The following is an 18293-nucleotide window of genomic DNA, read 5'->3' as shown; positions in this document are numbered from 1 at the left end:
TTATCCGGCCTACGGAAGGCTGCTGAACCTGAGTTATCAAACAGTTGCTCAACTCCGTAGGCCCGCGCAAGCGCAGCGCCGCCGGGCAGGCTGTATCCAACGCTATTCCCGTTGTTGTGCCGGATGGCGGCCAGGCCTTATCCGGCACACCTCCCCCTTCTTCAACGCAAGCATCGCGCCAGCAGGGGGTTCCCCTGAGCCCCCAAGTCCACACAACGAGACTGTCGTTTATTGCCTTCTCTAAAGCTGAATCGTTAAAGCTTAAAGCAATGCAGATCACATCTTGTGGTGATAATTAAGCATGGTTTAGCACAATAATCCGACGACTATCGCATTTAACATCTTAAAAACGGCCACTTTCTCACCAGGTGAGGCGCTTCACATTTTAATCACCCCCATGCCGGTAGATTTCACACGTCAATGACACAATCGATTCAGCAAAAAGGGAATAAAAATGAAAAAGACATTGGTTCTGACGGCTATCGCTCTGCTGGTTTCTGGCTCCGCCGCGGCAAAAACATGGGTGCTGACGAATGCTGAAGAGGGCATGGATAAAGGAAACTGGCAGATCGGCAGCGATCAGCTGAAGGTGAAAGACCATGCGTTCAGCATTGAGCAGAAAGTCCTGCACGGCGGCAAGCAGGAAGGCAGCAAAATCCTCACCATACGCAGTAAAGACGGCCTGACCATCACCCTCAGCCCGACGCGCGGCATGAACTTGCTGCGAGTGGAAGGCTTCGGCAGCCGGATGGGTTGGGATTCGCCGGTCAAAGAGGTTGTTAACCCGGCGTTTATCAACCTGGAGAGTCGCAACGGGCTCGGCTGGCTGGAAGGGTTCAACGAGATGATGGTCCGCTGCGGCTATGAGTGGACCGGCCATCCGGTGACCGCGGACGGGCAAATTTATACCCTGCACGGCAAGGCAGGCAACACGCCGGCCTCTCTGGTGGAGGTTGAGGTGGCCGACAGCGCGCCGTATGAAATTCGCGTCCGCGGGCTGGTGAAAGAGAGCACCTTCAAAAAAGCCGATCTGCAAACCATGACCGAGTTGCGCTATATCCCGGGCAGCAACAGCTTCAGCCTGCACGATGTCTTAACCAATCACGCCGACTATCCGCATGATTACCAGATCATCTACCACAGCAACTTCGGCACCCCGATTCTGGAAGAAGGCGCACGTTTCCTCGCCCCGATGTCCAGCATCAGCCCGTTCAATGATTACGCTAAGAGCGGATTAAAAACCTGGCAAACCTATCAGGGGCCGACCAAAGACTTTGACGAGATGGTGTTTAATATTCAGCCGCTGGCCGATGAAAATCACCAGACGCTGGCCGCCGTGGTCAACAAAGCGGGCGATAAAGGAGCCTCCATTCAGTTCGACACCCGCCAGCTGCCGGTCCTGACGCTGTGGAAAAACACCGACACCGTCAAACAGGGCTATGTCACCGGTATCGAGCCGGGGACCAGCTACGCCTATCCGGTGACCATTGAACGCGAGCAAAAACGCGTAAAACAGCTGCAGCCGGGCGCCAGCGCGCAGTTTGATCTGACCTACACCCTGCTGCATGACAGTGCCCAGGTGGCCGCCGTCGAGCAGAAAATCGCGCAGATTCAGGGCGACAATAAAGTGGCGGAGAACGACACGCCGATCGCCAAAGAGTAAAAATACCCCAGCCGAACGCCCGGAGCGGTACGCCGCGCCGGGCTACGCCCGCCCCATCACCTCGCGCCCGAGATCCCGGGCAAACTGCTGATACTGTCGCTCATCGATCGGCTGCGGGTAGCTCAGCACCAGCAGTTCATGATCCGCGATGCCCTGATGATAGGTCGGATGACGATGCGCCCAGGGGTTAGCGTGGAATCCCATCGACTGATAAAAGCGCAGCCGTTTATGGGCGATCTCGCTGCTCAGCGGATCGATTTCCAGAATGGTCAGCGGCGCGCGCGTCAGGATCTGCGCCAGCAGCTGTTTACCATAGCCGCGGGAGCGCAGCGTATCGTCGATCGCCAAATGTTCGACATAACAGTAGCCGGCAAACTGCCAGCAGCCGCTGAGGCCGATAAATACCTCCTCATCGAACCACGCCTCCAGCGCGTAGTGCGCGTTGCTCAGCGCCTGACGCTTGGCCTCGCTTTCGCGCTGCTCGTGCCAAGGAAAGGCGCGCGCGTAGAGCGCGTCCAGCATGGCGAAATGGGGCGAGTCGGTAGAAAGTACGCTTTCGCGGGTAAGCATCACACCATCCCTGTTGGTAAAAACAAAACTGCCCTCACGCGGAGGGCAGTGACCGGAGGCGGGACGTTACTCTGTCGCGGCCGCTTTTTGCGCCAGTTTATCCAGCAGCTTTTGATGAATGCCGCCGAAGCCGCCGTTGCTCATCACCAGGATATGGTCGCCAGGATGGGCGGTTTTGACCACCATCTCCGCCAGGGTATCGACGTCGGCGCTCCAGTGAGCCGGCTGGACGCAGGCTTCCGCCACTTCCGCCACCTGCCACGGGATATGCTGCGGCTGCAGGAGGAACACCTCATCGGCGCGGCCAAGAGACGGCGCCAGATCGTCCTTGCAGACGCCCATTTTCATGGTGTTAGAGCGCGGCTCCAGCACGGCGAGAATGCGCGCGGTGCCGCCCACTTTGCCGCGCAGCGCCTGCAGCGTAGCGAGGATGGCCGTCGGATGATGAGCGAAATCGTCATACACGGTGACGCCATTGGCTTCGCCGCGCAGCTCCAGGCGACGGCGGGCGTTGATAAAGCTGCCCAGCGCGTTCGCGGCATCCGCCGGCAGTACCCCGACGTGACGCGCCGCGGCAATGGCCATCAGGCCGTTATGCATATTATGCTCGCCGACCAGCGCCCACTTCACCTCGCCGACCTTTTCACCGTCGAACAGCACTTCCCACTGCGAGGCGTCAGCGTTCAGCTTCTTCGCCTGCCAGTGGCCCTGCTCGCCCACCAGCTCCTGCTCGCTCCAGCAACCCATCGCCATCACCTGCTTCAGGTTGATGTCGTTCTCCGGCAGGATAATTTTGCCTTTGCCCGGCACGATGCGCACCAGATGGTGGAACTGCTTCTGAATCGCCTTCAGGTCGTCAAAGATATCCGCGTGGTCGAACTCAAGGTTGTTGAGGATCAGCGTCCGCGGGCAGTAGTGAACAAATTTGGAGCGCTTGTCGAAGAAGGCGCAGTCGTATTCATCCGCTTCAATGACGAAGAACGGGCTGTCGCCCAGGCGCGCAGAGACGTCAAAATTGCCCGGCACGCCGCCGATCACGAAGCCCGGCTGGTAACCGCAGGCTTCAAGGATCCAGGTCGCCATGCCGGCGGTGGTGGTTTTGCCGTGGGTCCCGGCGACGGCCAGCACCCAACGATCGCGCAGCACGAAGTCGTGCAGCCACTGCGGGCCGGACATATAGGGAATATTGTTTTCCAGCACCGCTTCAACGCACGGGTTGCCGCGAGTCATGGCGTTACCGATGATCACCAGGTCCGGCCGGGGCTCCAGCTGGCTGGGGTCATAGCCCTGAATTAAATCAATCCCCTGGTTTTCCAGCAGGGTGCTCATCGGCGGATAGACGTTAGCATCCGACCCCGTTACCTCATGACCGAGGGAGCGCGCCAGCATGGCCAGGCCCCCCATAAACGTGCCACAGATTCCTAAAATATGAATGCGCATTCGTCATTTCCTTCTCTTATCCGGGGCACATTTTACCCATATCCCGGGCCCTGGCGAAATGCATTTCAGGCGAATCTGTATTTTGCTGGCGCGATTCACTAGTGCGCACTTTTTTGATTCTTTGTTAAGATTGTTGCGTTCGTTTTACTCAACATAAAAATGCAGGGAACGAGTTATGAAAACGTTAGGTGAGTTTATTGTTGAAAAGCAGCACGAGTTCTCCCACGCCACCGGTGAGCTGACTGCTTTGTTGTCAGCAATAAAGTTGGGCGCCAAGATCATCCACCGCGATATCAACAAGGCCGGTCTGGTCGATATCCTGGGTGCCAGCGGTGCTGAAAACGTTCAGGGCGAGGTGCAGCAAAAACTCGATCTGTTCGCGAATGAAAAATTAAAAGCCGCACTGCGAGCACGCGATATTGTTGCCGGGATCGCCTCTGAAGAAGAAGATGAGATTGTCGTCTTCGAAGGGTGTGAACACGCCAAATACGTGGTGCTGATGGACCCTCTGGATGGCTCCTCTAACATCGACGTTAACGTCTCTGTTGGTACGATCTTCTCTATCTACCGCCGCGTGACGCCTGTTGGCACGCCGGTGACAGAAGAAGATTTCCTGCAACCGGGCAACAAACAGGTGGCAGCGGGCTATGTGGTCTATGGCTCTTCGACGATGCTGGTGTATACCACCGGCTGCGGCGTCCACGCCTTCACCTACGACCCGTCCCTCGGCGTCTTCTGTCTGTGCCAGGAGCGCATGCGCTTCCCGGAGAAGGGCAATACCTACTCCATTAACGAAGGCAACTACATCAAATTCCCGCAGGGCGTGAAGAAGTACATTAAGTACTGCCAGGAAGAGGACAAAGCGACTCAGCGTCCTTATACCTCACGCTATATCGGCTCGCTGGTGGCGGACTTCCACCGCAACCTGCTGAAAGGCGGCATCTACCTCTATCCAAGCACCGCCAGCCACCCGGACGGCAAGCTGCGCCTGCTGTATGAATGCAACCCGATGGCCTTCCTCGCCGAACAGGCGGGCGGTAAGGCCAGCGATGGTAAAGAGCGTATTCTGGATATTGTTCCGGAAAGCCTGCACCAGCGCCGCTCCTTCTTCGTCGGCAACAACCACATGGTGGAAGACGTCGAGAACTTTATTAAGTCGTTCCCGGACGCCTAAGCGCCCTGCCCGCTCCTCCCGCGCCTGCGGGAGGAGCCTCTCTCTTAGCGACTCCCCGCCCCGCTCACCCGCGTGACCGCCGCATTCTGCCGGTTTTCCCACAGCACGGTCAGCCCACGCTGCAGCGCGATAAAGATAAACAGCAAAATGCCGATGGCGATTTTGGTCCACCATGAGCTGAGGGTGCCGTCGAAGTTGATGTAGGTCTGAATCAGCCCCTGGATCGCCACCCCGAACAGGGTTCCCAGCACAGTGCCGACGCCGCCGCTAAGCAGCGTGCCGCCGATCACCACCGAGGCAATGGCGTCCAGCTCCACGCCGACGCCCGCCAGCGCATAGCCCGCCTGGGTATAAATGGAAAAGACGATCCCGGCCAGCGTCGCCAGCCCGGTGGAGAGCATATAGATACGGATCGTGGCGCTACGGGTGGAAATCCCCATTAAATTCGCCGACGTCGCGTTGCCGCCAATGGCATACACCTGGTTGCCGAAGCGGGTGCGGTGGGCGACAAAAATACCGGCCACCACCACCAGCAGCATCAGCAGCCCCATGGCGCTGAGGCGTCCGCCGCCGGGAATGGTCCATGCCAGCCCGGACAGGGTGTCGTACACCGGGTGGTTAATCGGAATCGACTCCTCTGACACCAGATAGCTCACGCCGCGCAGGAAGAACATGCCGGCGAGGGTGATGATAAAGGCCGGGATCTTCAGGGCGTCAATCAGCAGCCCCATAAACGCGCCGAAGGCGCAGCCCATCACCAGCACCAGCGGAAACGCTACCAGCGGTGATATTCCCCAAAAGCCAATCGCTTTGGCGAGAAAGACGCCGGTAAAGGCGATCACCGACCCGACAGACAGATCGATCCCGCCGGAGAGGATCACGAAGGTCATGCCCACGGCGATGATCCCGAGGAAGGCGTTATCCGTCAGGATATTGCAGATCACCCGCGTCGAGGCAAAGCCGGGGAATTGCGTCAGGCAGTAGAGATAGCCCAGCACAAACACCGCGAGGGTGATCATCAACGGTAAATTACGTTTTATCATGGCCGCGTACCCCTTTCAGTAAACCGATAAAGCGCGGCGACTGGACAATCAGTACGCACAGCACCACCACCGCTTTCACCACCTGGTTGAGCTCCGGCGGGAAGCCGGAGAGCAAAATCCCGGTGTTCATTCCCTGGATAATCAGCGCCCCCACCACCGACAGCAGCAGGTTGAAGCGCCCGCCCATCAGCGAAGCGCCGCCGATGACCACCGCCAGAATGGCGTCCAGCTCAAGCCATAGCCCGGCGTTATTGGCATCCGCGCCGCGAATGTCCGCCGCCACGATGATCCCGGCGATCGCCGCGCAGACGCCGCTCAGGACATAGGCCAGCATCACCACGATGCGGGTATTGACGCCGGCGTTTTTCGCCGCGCGGATATTGATCCCTACCGCTTCGATAAACATGCCCAGCGCCGTTTTGCGGGTAAACAGCCAGAACAGCAGCAGGGTCGCGGCGGCGATGATCACCGGCGTCGGAAACAGGAGGAACGATCCGCTGCCGAGCCACGCCAGCGCCGGGGAATCAAAGGTGACGATCTGCCCGGCGGTGATCAACTGCGCCACCCCGCGTCCGGCCACCATCAGGATCAGCGTCGCCACAAAGGGCTGGATCTTAAGGACCGCCACGAGAATGCCGTTCCACAGCCCGGCCAGCGCGCCCGCCGCCAGCGAGGCCAGCAGCACCACCGGCAGGCTGTGACCGGCGACGGTCATCGAGGCGGCCGTCGCGCCGGCTATCGCCATCACCGCCCCCACCGACAGGTCGATACCGCCGGTGGCGATCACCAGCGTCATGCCGATGGCCAGCAGCGCCACCGGGGCGGCGCGGTTGAGAATATCGATTGGGCTGCCAAACAGGCGGCCATCCTGGAGCACCACCTGATAAAAATGGGGCGCCACCAGGCTGTCGACCAGCAGAACCAGCAGCAGGGCAATGATCTGCGGAGTGCCCTTCGGCCAGGTGAAGCGTCGCTTCTCCGGGCCGGTTTGCGAAAGAGATCGAGGCATCATGGGTTACTCCTTATGCCGCAATTGCGTTCATGATCGCCGGTACAGAGAGCTCGGCGAGCGGGATCTCGGCCACCTGCCGGCGATCGCGCATGATAATGACCCGATCGGCGTAACCCACCAGCTCCTCCAGTTCAGAGGAGATGACCAGCAGCGCCAGGCCATCGGCGCAGAGGGTTTCAATCAGGCGAATGATTTCCGCATGGGCGCCGACGTCGATGCCGCGGGTCGGCTCATCGAGGATCAGGAACTGCGGTTTGGTCAACAGCCAGCGGGAAAGCAGCACCTTCTGCTGGTTGCCGCCGGAGAGAAACTCGATCGGCTGCTCCGCGCTGGGGGTGCGGATCCCCAGCTGGCGAATAAAGCGCTCGGCGATCTCGTTCTGTTCGCGCCGGGGTATTGGCCGCAGCCAGCCGCGCTGCGCCTGCAGAGCGAGGACGATATTTTCCCGCACCGAGGCGGCGGCGATAATGCCGTCGGTTTTGCGATCCTCCGGACAGAAGCCGATCCCGAGGCAGGAGGCCTGATGCGGAGAACGCAGGGTTTGCGGTTTGCCTTTGATCCACGCCTTCCCGCTGTCCGCCGTTTTAATACCGAAGATCACCTCGGCGGTTTCCGTGCGGCCGGAACCCAACAGGCCGGCGAGGCCAACGATTTCGCCCGGACGCACCTGCAGGTCGAACGGGGCGATGGTGCCTTTTTTACCGTAGCCTTCAAATGCCGCCACCGGCTTATCGCTCAGCAGGGTTCGGCCCGCCCGCTGCAGGGCGTTGTGGTCCAGTTCGCGGCCCAGCATCATTTTCACCAGCTCAATCTGCGGCAGTTCGCGGGTCTCGCGGCAGCCGACGAAGCTGCCGTTGCGCAGCACGGTAATGCGGTCGCTGACCGCATAGACCTGGTCGAGAAAATGGGTGACGAAGATCAGGCTGACGCCGTTATCCCTGAGCTGGCGCATCAGGGTAAACAGCATCTCCACCTCCTGGGTATCGAGGCTGGCGGTGGGCTCGTCGAGGATCAGCACCTTGGCCGACAGGTCGATGGCCCGGCAGATAGCGACGATCTGCTGCATCGCCACTGAAAAGCGGTTCAGCGGCTCGCGCACATCGAGGGAAAAGCCGTAGGAGGCCATCAGCGCCGTCGCCCTGGCCTGCATCTCTTTCCGCCGCAGCAGGCCAAACCGCCGCGGCTCACGGCCGATGAACAGGTTATCCGCCACCGACATATTGGGCAGCAGGTTCACTTCCTGGTAGACAGTGCCGATCCCCAGCTGCTGGGCATGGGCGGTATTTTTCGGGGAAATGGTCTGGCCTTCCAGCCAGATAGTGCCGCGATCGGCATGGTAAACGCCGGTAAGCGCTTTGATCAGCGTCGATTTCCCGGCGCCGTTTTCGCCCAACAGGGCCATGATTTCGCCGCGCCGCAGGCTAAAGTTGACGTTATCCAGCGCCTTAACGCCGGGGAAGAATTTACTGAGTCCTTCGGTGCGAAGGATCTCCTGGTGTGCCTCGGCGCTCATAATCGATATCACCTTCAAATGATGTCAGGTTGCCCCGGCTCGCGCTGTGCTTGCCGGGGTTGCTGGAACGCTGCCTGTTACCCTCTCCGGCTGAGGAGAGGGGCGGGATGAGGGGCTATCCACTCAGTAGCCCATATTTTTCTTCTTCTCTAACTCTTCTTTCGCCGTATCCGGCAGATACAGCGTCGATTTGGTAATGGTCAGCTTCTCCGGCAGGGTGCCGTCTTTTTTGTATTTCTCCAGCGCATCAAACGCCGGGCCGGCCATATTTGGCGTCAGCTCGACGCTGGCGTTGGCTTCGCCGGCGATCATCGCTTTATAGATATCCGGCACGCCGTCGATGGAGCCGGTCAGAATATCTTTGCCCGGCTTCAGGCCAGCTTCTTTAATGGCCTGGATGGCGCCGATGGCCATATCGTCGTTATGAGCGAATACCATGCAGATGTTTTTGCCGTTATTCTCAGCCTTGATAAAGCTCTCCATAACCTCTTTCCCTTTGCTGCGGGTGAAGTCGCCGGACTGAGAGCGGATGATTTTGATATTCGACGCTTTGGCGATGGCGTCAGCGAAGCCTTTCTTACGGTCGATGGCCACGCTGGCCCCGACGGTGCCCTGCAGTTCCACGACGTTACACGGCTTACCGTCGACGGTTTTCACCAGCCAGTCGCCAATCAGCTGACCTTCCAGCACGTTGTTGGCGGTCACGGTGGTCATGTAGAGATCTTTATCTTTCACATCAATGGAACGGTCGAGGAGGAAGACCGGGATTTTGGCCTCTTTCGCCTCTTTCAGCACCGGCTCCCAGCCGGTAGCCACCACCGGCGCAATGAAGATCGCGTCTACCCCCTGGGCGATAAAGGAGCGCACCGCTTTGATCTGGTTTTCCTGTTTTTGCTGACCATCGGCGATCTTCAGCGTGATACCGCGCTTGGCGGCTTCCTCTTTCGCGACGCTGGTTTCTGCCGCACGCCAGCCGGATTCAGAACCGACCTGCGAAAAACCTACGGTTAGCGGGGCAGCTATCGCCATAGACGACATAGCTGCGGAAACTGCTGTGACAAGAAGTAAGCGCTTCCACATAAGGGTATCCTCGTAGGGTTATTGTTGGTTAAAATCTCACCTGCGGACAAACTATAGACAATCGGTGATGTAACTGAATGCGTTACATCACACTTCAAAAAAGTAAATGAGATGTTAATGGCGGCCCCATTGCCCAGCGGAGAGCCGATAAGGCTTCGCAGGGAGCGCGGCTGTTGCGGTTTATGACGTTTTTTTAAGCGGTTTGATAAATCAATCACATGCAATGAAAACGGTTACATAAATTTATTCATGATGTGGCTATGTTTATGGATTTTCATGCCATTATTGCGCGCAAAATTCAGAGCACTCCACGGCGAGATCGGGAAAAAGAAGCGAAGACATTCGATGTGAGTTGGCTATAATACCGAGCACTTGTTTGCCATACATTTTAAAGGAAACAGACATGAGCTTACTCAACGTACCTGCGGGCAAAGATCTGCCGGAAGACATCTACGTCGTGATCGAGATCCCGGCGAACGCAGATCCCATCAAATACGAAGTCGACAAAGAGAGCGGTGCACTGTTCGTTGACCGTTTCATGTCCACAGCGATGTTCTATCCGTGCAACTACGGCTACATCAACCACACCCTGTCCCTGGACGGCGACCCGGTTGACGTGCTGGTCCCGACCCCGTACCCGCTGCAGCCGGGCTCCGTGATCCGCTGCCGTCCGGTTGGCGTTCTGAAGATGACCGACGAATCCGGTGAAGATGCGAAACTGGTTGCGGTACCGCACACCAAGCTGAGCAAAGAATACGATCACATCAACGATGTGAACGACCTGCCGGAACTGCTGAAAGCCCAGATCACTCACTTCTTTGAGCACTACAAAGATCTGGAAAAAGGCAAGTGGGTTAAAGTCGACGGTTGGGACAACGCAGAAGCGGCGAAAGCTGAAATCGTTGCCTCTTTCGAGCGCGCTAAGCAGAAGTAATTCTGTCTCAGGCAGGGTCATACCCTGCCTGATTGCGGCACGGATAGCCGCGATAACACCATGGAGGGTGTCCCGTGAAAAGCGTTCGCTATTTCACGCTTAACTTTTCTGGCTTCACAACCGCCGCCTCTGAAAAACAGGGGTATCTGCGCCTTATCGCCGGCGACCATGTCTTTTATACCGATAAACGCTATTTTAACGACCCCTCGCTTTTTGACTGCCTGAAGACCCATCAGCCTCTGTATCTCGGCGCCCGCCGCCTGGACAACGGCAGTTATTCCACGCGCTGACGACGCTGGCTTCCACGATGTGGCTGGCGAGAGATTATCTGCCGCTCTGGTAAGAGGCGGGCGCAGAAAAAACAACGCCACCCGAAGGTGGCGCTGTCGTGGTTAATACTGGTCGCGATCCAACCAGTTGCCGTTCGCTATCAACGTACAACCCTCAACGGAACGTTGATAGACATACATCCATGCGCTGCCGTAAGGCGTCTGAATCAGGTGGCGCGCATACTCGCCCCCCTTGGTGCGGAGCGCATCCAGTTCGGCCAGCGTCGATGCATCAATACGATAAACTTCACCATGTACTGTGCCTTCGCCGGGCACCGCGCCTGGATAGTGGCCCAGGCTGTACAGCTGATAATCGTCGACACTATGAGCGCCCAGCCACTGGGCGTTGGTCATCCAGTGGCTGTTGCCTTGTTTGCGTCGTAAACTGCCGTAAACAAATATTCGCATTGCTAAAACTCAAACTGATAGAGCAAATCGAGCGCCTGGTCGATGCCAGACACCGCTTCCACATATAGCTTAGGCATCAGGCGATAACGTAAAGTCAGCGTCGCCAGGGAATCGAAGATACCGACCCCGTATTTTACCTGCAGACCCGGCAGTACATAGCCGCTGACCACCACCTGGGAAGAGTCGCCTACCCCTTCGGTGTCCAACGCCAAATTGCTTACGCCAAACGTCTCGCCGATTTTACCCACAACCTGACCACTTTGTGCAACCCCCATACCAATAAGCATTGAGGTCATCGCGGCGCTATCGCTCTGTCCGCTGCTCAAACCCTGGCCGCGCAGCAGATAAGACAGCGCTTCCTGCTGGGACATAACCGGGTCGGAGAAGATCTCCGCTTTCGGCTGATCGGCGGAGCCGGTGACGCGAACGCCGGCGATCACGTCGTCTTCGGTGGCATCCGGGTTACGAATCGCTTCGATATTCAGCAACGGCTGATCCGGCGGACCGGAGAACAGCAGCTCCCCTTTGCGCACAATCAAATCCTGGCCATAGGCGTGGAAGCGGCCGTCCGGAATATTGATCTGCCCGTTGAGTCCCAGCCCCTGCTTGTCCTGCGCCACTTTCAGATCGCCGGTCAGACGCGCTTTCAGACCGAAGGCTTCCAGACGAACGTTGTTGCCGACGTGGATCGTCAGGTTGCTGTTGATCGGGATCCCGGCGCTCTGCTGCTTAATCGGCTTGAGGTTTTTGTCGAGCATCACTTCGTCCGACGACACGCCGACCGCGCTCTCCGGCACCTCGTTGACCACGATCCGCGCCCAGGGCACATCCACCTTGCCATCGAGGTTGAACAGGCTTGGCGTGGCGGTAAACACCACGTCCGGCGATACATCGAGACGGACCATCGGCGGCACGGTGATCCGCACCCGGCTGCCCTTCGCCGCAATTTGCGCCCGCCAGTTATCGATCTGCGTCCAGTCGGCGTTCCCGCTAAGGGCGATTTGCCCCTGACGGGTGTTCACCGTCCCCTGCAGGGTCGAGCGCGTGCCGTTGAAGTTCATCGCCAGCTGGCTCGGCTGCATATCAAACGGCATAAAGTTGCCGTCGATATCCACCCCGCTTAGCTGCATCTGGCCGAACAGCTGCGGACTTTTCACGTTGCCGCCCAGGCGCAGACGGGCGTTGAGCCGTCCCTCCGCCTTTTCACCGCGGGCGAAAATCGGGTTGATCATCGCCAGCGAGAAGTTGCTGATATTGACGTTGCCACCGAGGTTACGCCGCCCCTGCGGGTCGGTGACCTGCACTTGCCCATCCAGTTGGCCATTGTTGGTCAGGCGGATAAGCCAGCCCAGCTCCGCGCGATTGTTATGCAGGTCGGCGCTGAGGTTCAGCGTATCGAACGCCACCGGCAGCGGGGCGTCATTGACCACCTGGGTCACTTTGACGTTGCGCCCGCTGAGGGTTACTTTGCCCTGCGGCAGCCCCTCTTTGGTGGTGTCCCAGCTGACATCGGCATTACCGGTAAACACGCCGCTGGCCTGGGTCGCCTCCGGCATAAACGGCTTAAGCATCGCCAGGTCGAAGCGGTTGAGATTCACCCGCGCCCGCCCGCTGGCGCCCGCGTCAATGGTCTCAGGCACGCAGAGTTCGGCGTTCGGGTTGGTCCAGCAGTGTGGCCCGATGCTGATTTTCTGCTCCTGGTTACGGTAGTCCAGCGCAATACTGCGCGTCAGCGCTACCGGCCCTACCGGCGTCTGGAAGCGGGTATCGCTTAGCGCGCCTCTCCAGCGCTCGGCCTGACGATCGAAGCTGCCCGCCAGCGCCAGCTGGCCGGAAACCGGATCGCCCTGCACCCGCAGCCGCAGCTCATGCTGCTTCTCAGTGCCTTTGGCATTGAGCTGCACCAGGCTGATATTCACCCCCGGCTGGCTGATGCGATCCACCCGCACGTCCAGGTTGCCGCCAATCTGATCGGTGGATTTCACATCCCCTTTGACGTTAACCTGGGCGATGCTCAGCTCCTGCCAGCGCAGCGCACGGGCGGTGATGTCCGCCAGCAGCTGCGGCGCATCGACAGTGCCTCGCACTTTCACCAGCCCCTTCGCCGTCCCGCCGAGCCCCGGCAGCGCATTATCCAGGTGCGGCGCATCGATGGTGGCGTCGAGATTCAGATCCTTCACCCCCAGCTCGCCTTTGATATCGGCGCTGTTCGGGCCTAACGCCAGATGCAGCCCCGGGATCTTCCACTGCAGATAGCTGTTGCCCTGCAGCGAGCCGGAGACATCCACCTTGTTCTGTTTCACGTTGCCGGTAATTTTCAGCTCCGGCACCGACATCTGCCAGCTGCCGCCGTACAGGCTGCCCTGGGTCTTGATCCTGCCGTTGAGCTTCGACGGCCAGTCCGGCACCTCTTTGGCGGTGTTGATGCCATCGAGGGTCAGCTCGCCGCGCCAGCTGATCGCCTGCTGCCAGTCGAGGAGCGCCTTCAGCTCGGTTTTCCCTTCCAGGGCATTGACCGTCAGCTTGTCGAGATTGATCTGCCGCTCATTGCCTTTGGCGTTGAGGGCGATTTTCGCCGGCGGCAGCGACTGGCCTTTCACCGCGGTGGAGAAGGCCAGCGCGTAGTCGGTCATTTTGCCGCTGAACTTCAGCTGGACGTCGTCGGCCTGGAACTGCTTCTCGCCGCTGAACGGCCAGGCGAGCTGCTTGCTCTTCAGCTCCATATTGAGCGGCAGCCCGGCCTCCGCCAGCTGCGCGTCCGCCCGCAGCGTGGCCGCTACCGGCCCGCTTAAGTCCACCCCGACCTTAAGCGTTTTACGTATCTCGCCGCCCACCTTCAGCTGCACTTTCTCCCCTTTCATCGGGTCGACGTTCAGCGTTCCGGCGAGGGTGATGTCTACCGGCCAGTTATCCTGCAGCTGGGCGCTGCCCGAGGCGGTGACTTTGCCCTGATCGGAGTCGATGTCGAGGGCGTCGAGCTTCATCTGCCCGTCGATACTGCTGACTTTCAGCAGCAGGTTATACACGGTGATATCGGTATCGCCGGTGAGGCGCAGCTGCTCGCCGCGGAACGCCTCAATATTGAGGTTCAGCGGCAGATGGACGTCGGTCATCGCCGGCAGCACCGGCTGCGAGAAGAGGTCGGTCATCGTCTCGCCGAGCGGTTTTTCCTGCGGCTGCGGGTTGTCGATTTTCGGTTCAACCACCTGCTCCTGCGCTACTTTCGCCACCTTCGGCAGGGCGATCAGCAGCCCCTGCAGCGAGGTCGGCGTCAGGGTCAGGTTTTTCTCCTGCCAGTTCAGGCCGGTGGAAAAATCGCGCACAGAGACCGCGGTATCGTCGATTTTGACGTTGACGTTATGCAGCGCGACGCGGCTGAGGGCGATCGGATAAGGGGTGGAGAGATTCAGCGGCCCGCTGTCCTCTTCCTCGACCGGCGCAGAGGGCGGCATCTTCTTCGTATCGACGGCGACGTAAATATCGCGCAGCGAGATGTCGTTTACGCACAGACTGCTGTCCCACAGGCAGCGCAACCTGACGCTAAGATGAAACTGGCCGGCGGTGACCGCCACGCCGGGCTGCTCATAGCGGACATTATCGAGGGTTAAATCACGCCAGCCGCCGGTCACTTTGCCGATTTCCAGCCCCGGTACCCAGCGATCCGCCGCTTTGAACACCAGATGCAAGCCGGTGGTGGTGCCCACCAGGAACCCGACGGTGCCCAGCAGGAGGACCAGCACGATTAAGACGCCGAGGCTTATCTTCTTCCATAAACTCATAATTCAGGCCCCAGACCGATGTAAAACTGTAAACCATGCTCTTCTTTGTCGCCGATTGGCCGGGCGATATCCAGCTTGATCGGCCCCACCGGCGACTGCCAGCGCACGCCCACCCCGGCGCCGGTTTTAAAATCACTTTCGCGAATATCGCTGACCGCTTCGCCGCTATCGACAAACACGGCGCCCCACCATTTGCCGCTGACGTTGTACTGATATTCCAGCGAGCCGGTGGCCAGCTTCGAGGCCCCGATCAGCTTGCCGTCATCGTCCTTTGGCGAGATGGATTTGTATTTATAGCCGCGAATACTGCGATCGCCCCCGGCGAAAAAGCGCAGGTCCGGCGGCACCTTGTCAAAGTTGTCCGCTTCGATCCAGCCCAGGTTGCCGCGCACCACAAAGCGGTGGCGGTCATAAAGGGTACGGATCCAGACGTCCTGGGCCTGCATCACGATGAAGTTGATGTCCGAGCCCCACATGGTGTTGGAGTAGTCCACCGAGTAGCGCTGGGAATCGCCCCAGGTGGGCATCAGGCCGCCGCGGGAGCGAGTGCGGTTCACCGAGACCCCGGGGTAAATCAGCATGGTGGTGTTGGTGACGTTCGCCTGGGTAAAGTGGTCCAGGCTCCAGCGCAGGTTGATCGCCCGCTGCCAGCCGCTCGACATCTCCCAGAAACGCGACAATCCAAGGGTGGTAGAGTCAGCCTGGGTGTCATTGAGATCGGTACGCTTAAAGCCGCCCTGCATCAGATAGTACTGCTCGAGCGGGCTCTTGAGCAGCGGGACTTTATAGGTGAAGTCGAACTGCTGCTCCGGTGCGGAGAGGCTGACGCTGGAGGTCAGGCTGTGGCCATAGGAGTTCATCCACGGTTTTTTCCACGTGGCTTTTACCCGCGGACCGACGTCTGTGGAGTACCCTACCCCGGTTTCCACGGTGTTCTCTTTGCGTGGCGAGACAACGCCCTGCAGAGGCAGCACCTTGGTTTTCCGTGATTTAGCAAAATCAGGCGCCACCACCACCGAACTGAACCACCCGGTCGCCGCCAGGCGGCGGTTTAGCTCGGCCAGGTCCTGAGAGGTGTAGTAGTCGCCCTCTTTAAACGGCACGAGGTTTTGCAGGTATTCATCACGGATTTGCGATCCGGAGAAGGTGACGTGGCCAAAGCGATAGCGTTCGCCGCTGTCGTAATCGATATCCCAGAACGCCTGATGGCGGTCGAGGGAGACCCCCAGCTGGCTTTTATTGAACTCGCTGTCAAAGTAGCCTTTGCGCAGGGCGACGCGGGTCAGGGAGCTCTTGAAACCGTCGTAATCGCCGTGGTTGAGCACCGTCCCGATGGCCGGGCGGGTTTTCAACAGCGCCAGATAGTCGCTGTCGGTGCGGGCGCCGCCGCGCAGAATCACCTCGGTGCCGCCAATGCGCACCGGCTCACCCGGGGTCACTTTGGCGATCAGCACCTGACGGCCCCTTTTCGGCGGCGGACGAAGATCAAATTCAATCGTCGGCTCGTAATACCCCAGCGCTTTCAGACCTTCGCGAATGGCGTCATCGACGCGCGCGCGAAAGCGACGATCCGGCGTGACCTCATCACTCTGGATGGTGGAAAGCTGGGCGCGAACGTTTTTCTCCAGCTCCCCGGATAATCCTTCAACCTGCAAACGCACATTCGCTGCGCTGGCGATCCCGCTGACCAGCAAAAGGCTGGTGACACATAACTGGCGGATTTTTAGCACATTTTCTCCTGAATATCCCTGTTTCCCCCTACAGGAAACACTGGCGCCGCTCCACGGCTTAACAAAACCCTAACAACGTAGGGTTGAAAAAGTGGCAATAACCCAAATAATTCTTATGTATTAATCTAGACGTATTACGCGTATTTATTGTGTTAAAAGACACGCTTCGTTACAACCTTAACGACGATTTCTGTATTGAGAGGCCCACCGTGAGTCTATTTGATAAAACGCATCTTGTCGCCCAGGCGGATGCGCTGCCTGGACGCAATACCCCGATGCCTGTGGCGACGCTCCACGCAGTTAACGGCCACTCGATGACCAACGTCCCGGCGGGGATGGAAGTCGCGCTGTTCGCCATGGGCTGCTTCTGGGGAGTTGAACGTCTGTTCTGGCAATTGCCGGGGGTTTACAGCACCGCCGCCGGCTACACTGGCGGCTATACGCCCAATCCGACCTATCGCGAAGTGTGCAGCGGCCAGACCGGTCACGCGGAAGCGGTGCGCGTGGTCTACGATCCGCAGGTCATCAGCTATGAGCAGTTATTGCAGGTGTTCTGGGAAAATCACGACCCGGCGCAGGGAATGAGACAGGGTAACGACCACGGCACCCAGTACCGTTCGGCGATTTACCCGTTGACGCCGGAACAGACGGAAGCGGCAAAGGCCAGCCTCGCGCGCTTCCAGGCGGCGATGAACGACGCGCACGATACCCGGCACATCACCACCGAGATCGCCACCGCCAAACCGTTCTACTATGCCGAGGACGATCACCAGCAGTATCTGTATAAGAACCCGCACGGCTATTGCGGCATCGGCGGCATTGGCGTCTGCCTGCCGCCTCAGTAACCACCCGATAGCCATACCGGGCAGCGTTTGTTAATCAGCAAAGATCGGGCCCGCAGGGAAGTGGGCCAGAAATGCCGTCACGGTTAACAACTCGCGCAGAGACGGGAATGTTATCTCTTTTTCTGCCAACGTGTGGTCAAAGGCGATCAGCGAATCTACTCCTCCCCGTCCAAACACTCCACCAGCCCAGAGCATTCTTTGCGCCTGGTCCCGCGCCCATGCGCTTTCACTACGCCAGGCAAGAATATGCAGCATAGCCTGCAATAAAGAGGCGACGTGGGTACGCCGCTCTTTGACCAGCCGGCGGTAAACCGGCAGAGCAATGCTTCTTATCACATCAAAGCTCTCCCTGGCCGCATCGTCGTTAAGCAGTTTTCCCGCCTCATCGCACAGGCGGTTGTGAGTGAGAGTCTCTCTTTTTCCCACTGACTTTCCGGCGGCCATCACTACCCCACCCAACAAATAGAGCGACTCGGGTAATAGCGGCAATACTATCCGCCGTTCCATGGCAAGCTGCTGTCCGGCATAAAGACAAGTCACTAGTATTTTCTGCACATTGAACTGTTCGCTGAGGATCTCAATGATGCCTAGCTCCGGTGTCAGATGATTCACTAAATCAATCGCCCGTATCGACCTGAGAATAATATTGCTCTGTTCGGAGGTCTGTATTCTTTGGTTATCCAGTAATACGGTATCTTCCATTGTCTTATTCCTCTGTTACATCGCCAGCACGTACTTGAGCATCACCCCGGCGGCGATCGCCGAGCCGATCA

The 18293-nt window shown here is 58.8% G+C and carries 14 protein-coding genes and 1 pseudogene; 5 read left to right on the top strand and 10 right to left on the bottom strand.

Annotated features, from left to right (window positions below; all coding sequences use genetic code 11):
- The first annotated feature begins 454 nt into the window (after positions 1 to 454).
- On the top strand, positions 455 to 1663 hold the full coding sequence (locus tag ABLV52_RS02535) for an aldose 1-epimerase family protein (RefSeq protein WP_023291750.1): 1209 nt from the start codon (positions 455 to 457) through the stop codon (positions 1661 to 1663).
- Positions 1664 to 1705: 42 nt separating this feature from the next.
- Here the strand turns inward: ABLV52_RS02535 and ABLV52_RS02530 are convergent, their stop codons facing one another.
- Both ABLV52_RS02530 and mpl read right to left on the bottom strand, forming a co-directional pair.
- Complete coding sequence (locus tag ABLV52_RS02530) at positions 1706 to 2233, bottom strand: GNAT family N-acetyltransferase (protein ID WP_048336505.1); 528 nt, start codon at positions 2231 to 2233, stop codon at positions 1706 to 1708.
- Positions 2234 to 2299: 66 nt separating this feature from the next.
- Positions 2300 to 3673 carry a UDP-N-acetylmuramate:L-alanyl-gamma-D-glutamyl-meso-diaminopimelate ligase gene (gene mpl, locus ABLV52_RS02525; protein ID WP_048296492.1) on the bottom strand — a complete coding sequence of 458 codons (1374 nt, stop codon included), beginning with the start codon at positions 3671 to 3673 and terminating at the stop codon, positions 2300 to 2302.
- A gap of 175 nt (positions 3674 to 3848) precedes the next feature.
- Between mpl and fbp the strand changes: the two genes are divergently transcribed.
- Positions 3849 to 4847: a class 1 fructose-bisphosphatase gene (gene fbp / locus ABLV52_RS02520; RefSeq protein WP_004206493.1), complete on the top strand. Its 999-nt coding sequence runs from the start codon at positions 3849 to 3851 to the stop codon at positions 4845 to 4847.
- A 44-nt stretch (positions 4848 to 4891) separates the two neighbouring features.
- On the opposite strand, the gene yjfF is transcribed toward fbp, so the two are convergent.
- From yjfF to ytfQ, 4 genes are all read right to left on the bottom strand, one after another.
- Positions 4892 to 5890 carry a galactofuranose ABC transporter, permease protein YjfF gene (gene yjfF / locus ABLV52_RS02515; protein WP_002886825.1) on the bottom strand — a complete coding sequence of 333 codons (999 nt, stop codon included), beginning with the start codon at positions 5888 to 5890 and terminating at the stop codon, positions 4892 to 4894.
- Complete coding sequence (gene ytfT, locus ABLV52_RS02510) at positions 5877 to 6902, bottom strand: galactofuranose ABC transporter, ATP-binding protein YtfT (protein WP_023291747.1); 1026 nt, start codon at positions 6900 to 6902, stop codon at positions 5877 to 5879. The genes yjfF and ytfT overlap by 14 nt, the downstream gene beginning before the upstream one ends.
- A gap of 10 nt (positions 6903 to 6912) precedes the next feature.
- Entirely contained in the window at positions 6913 to 8415 is a 1503-nt protein-coding gene (ytfR, locus tag ABLV52_RS02505) for a galactofuranose ABC transporter, ATP-binding protein YtfR (RefSeq protein WP_348889955.1), read from the bottom strand.
- A 123-nt stretch (positions 8416 to 8538) separates the two neighbouring features.
- On the bottom strand, positions 8539 to 9495 hold the full coding sequence (gene ytfQ / locus ABLV52_RS02500; RefSeq protein ID WP_002886769.1) for a galactofuranose ABC transporter, galactofuranose-binding protein YtfQ: 957 nt from the start codon (positions 9493 to 9495) through the stop codon (positions 8539 to 8541).
- Between the two features lie 403 nt (positions 9496 to 9898).
- Between ytfQ and ppa the strand changes: the two genes are divergently transcribed.
- Together ppa and ABLV52_RS02490 are read left to right on the top strand one after the other, a co-directional pair.
- Positions 9899 to 10429 carry an inorganic diphosphatase gene (gene ppa, locus ABLV52_RS02495; RefSeq protein WP_002886766.1) on the top strand — a complete coding sequence of 177 codons (531 nt, stop codon included), beginning with the start codon at positions 9899 to 9901 and terminating at the stop codon, positions 10427 to 10429.
- Positions 10430 to 10503: 74 nt separating this feature from the next.
- Positions 10504 to 10707 (top strand): annotated as a pseudogene (locus ABLV52_RS02490) (hypothetical protein); the annotation flags it as partial.
- A gap of 114 nt (positions 10708 to 10821) precedes the next feature.
- Here ABLV52_RS02490 and ABLV52_RS02485 read toward each other — a convergent pair.
- From ABLV52_RS02485 to tamA, 3 genes are read right to left on the bottom strand one after another with little or no spacing between them, the layout of a single operon-like run.
- Complete coding sequence (locus ABLV52_RS02485) at positions 10822 to 11166, bottom strand: gamma-glutamylcyclotransferase (protein ID WP_002886724.1); 345 nt, start codon at positions 11164 to 11166, stop codon at positions 10822 to 10824.
- Positions 11167 to 11168: 2 nt separating this feature from the next.
- On the bottom strand, positions 11169 to 14945 hold the full coding sequence (gene tamB, locus ABLV52_RS02480) for an autotransporter assembly complex protein TamB (RefSeq protein ID WP_048296487.1): 3777 nt from the start codon (positions 14943 to 14945) through the stop codon (positions 11169 to 11171).
- A complete protein-coding gene (gene tamA, locus ABLV52_RS02475) occupies positions 14942 to 16675 on the bottom strand; it encodes an autotransporter assembly complex protein TamA (RefSeq protein WP_023291743.1) in 1734 nt (577 codons plus the stop codon). Before tamA ends, tamB begins: the two co-directional genes overlap by 4 nt.
- A 209-nt stretch (positions 16676 to 16884) precedes the next feature.
- On the opposite strand from tamA, the gene msrA reads away from it, so the two are divergent.
- Positions 16885 to 17520 (top strand): peptide-methionine (S)-S-oxide reductase MsrA, encoded by a 636-nt coding sequence (gene msrA / locus ABLV52_RS02470; protein ID WP_025712326.1) that lies wholly within the window; start codon positions 16885 to 16887, stop codon positions 17518 to 17520.
- 30 nt (positions 17521 to 17550) lie between these two features.
- Here the strand turns inward: msrA and ABLV52_RS02465 are convergent, their stop codons facing one another.
- Positions 17551 to 18222, bottom strand: coding sequence for a hypothetical protein (locus tag ABLV52_RS02465; protein WP_032454647.1), 672 nt, complete (start codon positions 18220 to 18222; stop codon positions 17551 to 17553).
- Positions 18223 to 18293 lie beyond the last annotated feature (71 nt).

Source organism: Klebsiella sp. GB_Kp056, assembly GCF_040064755.1.
Lineage (GTDB): Bacteria > Pseudomonadota > Gammaproteobacteria > Enterobacterales > Enterobacteriaceae > Klebsiella > Klebsiella quasipneumoniae.
Note: the sequence above shows the minus strand (reverse complement) of the source record. Positions and strands in the feature narration are given on the sequence as shown.